The organism is Algibacter sp., from assembly GCF_049667265.1.
Classification (GTDB): domain Bacteria; phylum Bacteroidota; class Bacteroidia; order Flavobacteriales; family Flavobacteriaceae; genus Algibacter_B.
Genome location: NZ_JBATHX010000011.1, coordinates 1 through 6,381 on the forward strand (window position 1 = coordinate 1; position 6,381 = coordinate 6,381).

A 6,381-nucleotide genomic window follows, 5' to 3' on the forward strand; every position below is an offset into this window, starting at 1 on the left:
CCTAATATAGTATTAGTTAGTGATATTACAACTCAAGATGCTAATTGTCCTAATGCTTATATTCAAGTTCGTACATGGAACTTTATAGATGGATGTGGAAATACTAGTAATAATTTTGTTCAAACAATTATTGTTGAAGATAATACTGCCCCTGTGCTTTCATTACCAGAAAACGTAACCGCAGAATGTAGCGATAACTTAACCCCAATAGAATTTGGTGAAGCAACCGCTACTGATAACTGTGATTCAAATCCAATAGTTACATTTAGTGATGTACGACAAGATGGAGATTGTTCTGGAACATATGATATCATACGTACTTGGACTGCTACTGATTCCTGTGGTAATAGCGTTAGCGGAAATCAAATAATTTCAACATCGGATTCAACGGCTCCTGATTTTGATCAAACTGATTTACCTGGAGATGTTGTTGTGGAATGTGATGGTATTCCAGAAGCTGTAACTTTAACTGCCACAGATAATTGTGGTATTGCTACTGTAACCGTAAAAGATGAAAGAATAGATGGAAATTGTCCTTCTAACTATGTAATTAAGCGTTCATATACGGCAACTGATGAATGTGGAGTAACAAATACTCACATCCAAACAATAACAGTTCAAGATAGTACGCCACCAGTTTTTGTTGAAGCACTTCCTAATTTAAATATTGTGGTACAATGTGATAATATTCCAGAGCCTATAACATTAACAGCTACCGATATTTGTGGTACAGCAACAGTTACTGTTAGTGATGCAAGGACTGATGGTACTTGTCCTAATAGCTATACCATAGCACGTACATGGGTTGCAAAGGATGTTTGTGGATTAACAACTACTTACACACAAAGAATAATTGTTCAGGACACAACGCCTCCTACATTTGTTGAAACATTACCAAGAGATACAACGGTTGAATGTGATATGATTCCAGAGGCATCAAGTTTATCTGCAATTGATAATTGTGGTGATGCAACAGTAACAGTTAGTGATGCTAGAACAAATGGAGATTGTCCTTCAAATTATACAATCGCACGTACTTGGATAGCAACCGATGAATGTGGATTGAAAACAACACATACTCAAATTATAACGGTTCAAGATACAACAGCTCCAGTACCTTCATCATCTTTTGAAGCCATGCTAAATGTAAGTTGTACTGATATACCTGAAGCTCCAGAAGTTAAGTTTGAAGATAATTGTTCTGCTAACGTGATTGTAGATTTTAATGAAACAAATACTTTTGATGAAAGTATTATTGCAGATTATCAAATTATTAGAACTTGGACTGTAAGGGATGCTTGTAATAATGAAGAGACATACACCCAAACATTAAATGTATCCCTTGATGAAATATTAAATGAAGTGGTTGCTGAAGACATTTGTTTTGATAACGGTGTGGTAAACCTAGATGGTTACTTGCCTGAAGAAGCTTATGGCGGAACCTGGGAAATTATTGAAGGTAACCCAATAGCAACTATAACTGGTAGTATTTTTGATCCAACTAAATTAGAAGAAGCATATTCTGAAGATTTCAACCCTAATACTGAAGGAATACAATATGTATTAAGATATATTGGTTTCCAAACTGGATGTTTAAATGTAACAGATGTAATTATGGTTGTTGATGCAAGTTGTAAAGTATTGCCTTGTGGTGAGAAAGACATCAGTATTTCAACAGCAATTACACCAAACGGAGATAAATTCAATGAAACTTTCGATATTGAAGGGATTACCTTATGTGGTTTCGTTGCTGAAGTGAAAATATTTAACCGTTGGGGAGCATTAGTTTATGAATCTAACGAATATACCTTAGGAAGCGAAAGAGAAGGAAATGCTTTTGGCATTTTCGGAAAATGGAATGGATCATCTCCTAAATCATCTATAGGTGATAATGGTAAATTACCAAACGGAACATATTATTATATCATTAATTTAAGAAATAGTGGATTGGCCCCAATTACTGGACCAGTTTACTTAGGAACCAAATAACATCTTAACCTATGAAGTTTATAAAATATAATATAATCGCTATTGCGTTATTAAGCTGTACGGTTGGAGTTGCTCAACAATTACCGCAATTCACACAGTATATGTATAATACAATCTCTGTAAATCCAGCTTATGCCGGTAGTAGAGAAGTAATGAGCATGGTAGGATTACATAGAAGCCAATGGGTTGGTTTTAAAGGTGGCCCAATTACACAAACACTTTCTATACATACGCCACTTAGGAATGATAGAATTGGTGTAGGATTATCATTAATTGAAGATGATTTAGGTCCTCAAAATTTCACATACTTATATGGTGATTTTTCATATAGTATTCCAACAGGAACAGATGGGAAATTAGCTTTTGGTTTAAAAGGAGGATTTACGCAATTTAGTTTTGATACAAGTTTTCGTATAGATGAAGATAATCAAAATGATCCCCTAATTTATGGTACTGAAGATAGATGGGCTCCTAATATTGGGCTTGGTTTATATTGGAGTACTAATAGAATCTATGTCAGTTTATCAGCTCCTAGAATACTAAATAATGATGCAAATAACGCAAACGATTTTGAAGCATTAGAGCGTATTAGCTATTATTTTACAGCTGGTGGTGTTATTGATTTAACGAAAAATATCAAATTTAAACCTGCAGCTTTAATTAAAGGAACAAATGGTGCTCCCGTGTCGTATGATTTAACTGCAAACTTTCTTTTTAACGAAAAGTTTTGGGTAGGTGGTTCATATAGAATCAATGAACAAACGGCTGCTATTGGTGGAATTGTAGATTTTCAAATTTCTAGACAATTACGTATTGGTTATGCCTACGAAAAACCAATATCTGAAATTGCAGACTATACAACAGGAACTCATGAAATACTACTTATGTACGAGTTTAAATTCTTAAGTTCAAAATTAAAATCACCTAGATATTTCTAAGACTAATTTCCCTATGAATACCAAAAATTACATATTAGTTTGTTTAGCCTTGATGCTAAGTTTTTCAATGTTTCCTCAACAAGGAAAACAAAAAAGAGCAGATACACTTTTTAATAAATTTTCGTTTGTTAAAGCAGCAAATCTATATAGAGAACTTGTTCAAGATAATTATAACAGAAATTATGCCACAAGAAAACTTGCAGATAGTTATGCTTTTTTAAGAGATCCAAGAAATGCTTCTAGGTATTATAAAAGCGTAGTTAAGCAAAAAGATGTCCCTGTAGAATATTATTATAAATATGCTCAAGCACTTCGTGGAATGAAAAAATATGATGAATCTCAAATATGGCTTCAACGCTATAAAGATTCTGGGGGGGTGTTAAATACTAACGATTTTTCAAAAGATTTAAATTTTATAACGAGTGTATTTGGAGCAAAACAGCAATACTTTTTAGATAGAGTTCGATTCAATTCTAAGTATAGTGATTTTGGAGCTTTTGAACATGATGACAAGGTGTATTTTGCTTCTTCTCGTGATGAAGGTGTGGCTGTTAAACGATTATATGGATGGAATGAAGAACCATTTTTAGATTTATATGTAACCGAAGCTGGCTCTAAAAAAAATGTAGATTATACTGCGAAAGTTAAAGGTGATGTAAATTCAATTTACCATGATGGTCCTGCTACAATTACAAAAGATGGGAAAACCATGTACTTCTCAAGGAATAATTTTAAAGATAATATTGAGTTAAAGGATAAAAAAGGGCTTACAAACATGAAAATTTATCGCGCAACAAAAGTGGATAGTTTATGGACTAATATTGAAGACCTTTCAATTAATGGTGATGAGTTTTCTACCCAACATGCCGCTTTAAATACCGACGATACTAAATTATATTTCACTTCTGACAGACCTGGAACCCTTGGTGGTTCTGATATTTGGACTGTTGATATTGCGTCAGATGGCTCTTTAAGTAACATTCAAAATCTTGGAAATATTGTTAACTCAGAAAGTGCCGAAGGATTTCCGTTTATAAATAATGAAGGCGTTTTATTTTTCTCCTCTGATGGACAAACAGGATTAGGAATGCTAGACATTTTTGCAACTATCAAAGGTGAAGACGATGAAAGCATTGTTGATGTCATTAACTTGGGCGTTCCCGTAAACTCAAATAAAGATGATTTTGCTTTTACAATGAATGAAAATGGAATAACAGGATACTTTGCTTCAAACCGTCAAGGTGGCCGTGGAAGTGATGATATTTACGCATATCATAGAGAACCTGTTTTACATGTTGAAGGTGTTGTTACAGATGCCATAAACATGAATCCTGTAGCTGGAGCAAAAATAACCTTGTATGATGATAAGGGGAATGAAGTAGCCTATATGGAAACTGATGAAAATGGGTATTATCAAATAAATATTGATAGAAATAATGATTATAAAATTGTTGCAAGTCAAAATAAATATATAGAAGATTATAGAGAGTTTACCTCTAAAAATATTCAAACAGAGCTAATAACTATTACTGGCAATTTATTATTAAACCCAGTACAAGATGTTGTTAAATTAGCAGAATTAAATACCAACAATTTAGATTACGAAAGTAACTTGATTGGCGAAGATTCTACATCTGTAAAAAATGCGCAACTAAAGCCTATTTATTTTGATTTCGAAAAGTATAATATTCGTAAGGAATATGCCCTTGAGTTAGATAAAATAGTAAAACTAATGACGGATGACTACCCTGAAATGGTTATTCGAATTGAAGCTCATACAGATTCTCGCGGAACTTTTGAATATAATGACAACTTATCTACCAATAGAGCTAAATCAACCTATAACTATTTAATATCTAAAGGTGTAAACGCATCAAGCATTTCAGAATATAAAGGCTATGGTGAGCGTAGGTTAATAAATGACTGTGCCGATGGCGTATCTTGCAATGAAAAACAACATCAATTAAACAGACGTACACAATTTATTGTAGAAAAAATGGAATAGACAACGCAAAACCTAATTGCGTAAATAATACATATAAAGTATAGATTTTTTTAATTAAAAAGACCCCAAATGAAATTAAAAAACTACATAACAGGAATCATTTTGCTTGTCACTATTTGTGCTTTTGCACAAAATGACATGCAAAAAAAAGCAGACAATTTATTTAATAATTTTGCTTTTGTTCAGGCAACAAATGCTTATCATGATTTAATTGATGATGGCATTGAAACTAATTATGCGACTAGGCAATTAGCTGATAGTTACGCATATCTTCGAAATCCAGATAGTGCCGTAGTATACTACGAAAAAGCAGTTAAGCAAACTAATGTGCCTATTGAGTACTATTATAATTATTCGCAGGCATTACGCGGTGTAAAGGAATATGAAGCGTCCAATTCATGGATGAAACAGTTTAAAGATGCTGGAGGAAATATAGAAGAAAAACTCTTTTTAAACGATTCAGATTTTTTGAATTCTATTTTCAATGCTAAAAAACAATATGTTTTAAAAGACATTAAATTCAATTCTAAATTTAGCGATTTTGGTGCTTATCAACATGGGGGTAAAATTTACTTCACCTCTGCAAGAGATGAAGGTGATATAAAAAAACACCTCAATGCATGGGATGAAGAGCCTTTTTTGAATATTTATGCAATTGATAAAAACTCAAATGTTAATCGTGTAAATAATAAAGCTAAACTAAAAGGAAAGGTAAACTCAGTTTATCATGATGGCCCGCTTACTATAACCAAAGATGGTAAAACCATGTATTTCTCAAGAACAGATTTTATTAAAAATATGTTAGGTAGAAATGGTGAAGGCATTTCAAATTTAAAGATTTATAAAGCAACCAATATAGATGGAAAATGGAAAAATATTAAAGAATTACCTTTTAATAGCAATCATTTTTCAAATGGACATCCAGCCTTAAGTGAAGATGAAACAAAGCTTTATTTTGCTTCAGACAGATCTGGCGGAAATGGTGGGTCAGATATTTATTATGTTGATATTAATAACGGTTCTTTTGGGAAACCAAAAAACTTGGGTGACGTTGTTAATACAAATAAAAACGAAAAATTTCCTTTTATTAATAGTGAAGGCGCGCTTTTCTTTTCTTCTGACGGACACCATGGATTAGGATTACTAGATATTTATGGAACCGTTTCAGATGCAGACAAAAACATTGTGAGTGTTATAAATTTAGGAACACCAGTAAATTCAAGTAAAGATGACTTTTCATTTTTTATGAATTCAGATGGCTTATCTGGCTATTTCGCATCCAATAGACATGGTGGTTTGGGAAGCGATGATATTTATGGATTTGACAGAATTCCTCAAATAAATCTTGAAGGAACTGTTTATGATAATGTAAATAATCAACCTGTTAATAATGCGATTGTTACTTTGTTAGATTCTGTTAACAAGGAAGTTGCAACATATAAAACAAAC

General features: G+C 32.7%; 4 protein-coding genes. All 4 read left to right on the forward strand.

Annotated elements, in window-relative coordinates; genetic code table 11:
• A partial coding sequence (locus WBN21_RS00350; RefSeq protein ID WP_424197333.1) for a gliding motility-associated C-terminal domain-containing protein occupies positions 1-1,989 on the forward strand: 1,989 nt, incomplete at its 5' end.
• Between the two features lie 11 nt (positions 1,990-2,000).
• Entirely contained in the window at positions 2,001-2,927 is a 927-nt protein-coding gene (locus WBN21_RS00355; protein ID WP_424197334.1) for a PorP/SprF family type IX secretion system membrane protein, read from the forward strand.
• A 13-nt stretch (positions 2,928-2,940) separates the two neighbouring features.
• Complete coding sequence (locus tag WBN21_RS00360) at positions 2,941-4,932, forward strand: OmpA family protein (protein WP_424197335.1); 1,992 nt, start codon at positions 2,941-2,943, stop codon at positions 4,930-4,932.
• Positions 4,933-5,001: 69 nt separating this feature from the next.
• Positions 5,002-6,381: flagellar motor protein MotB (locus WBN21_RS00365; RefSeq protein WP_424197336.1), on the forward strand; the 1,380-nt coding region annotated here is incomplete at its 3' end.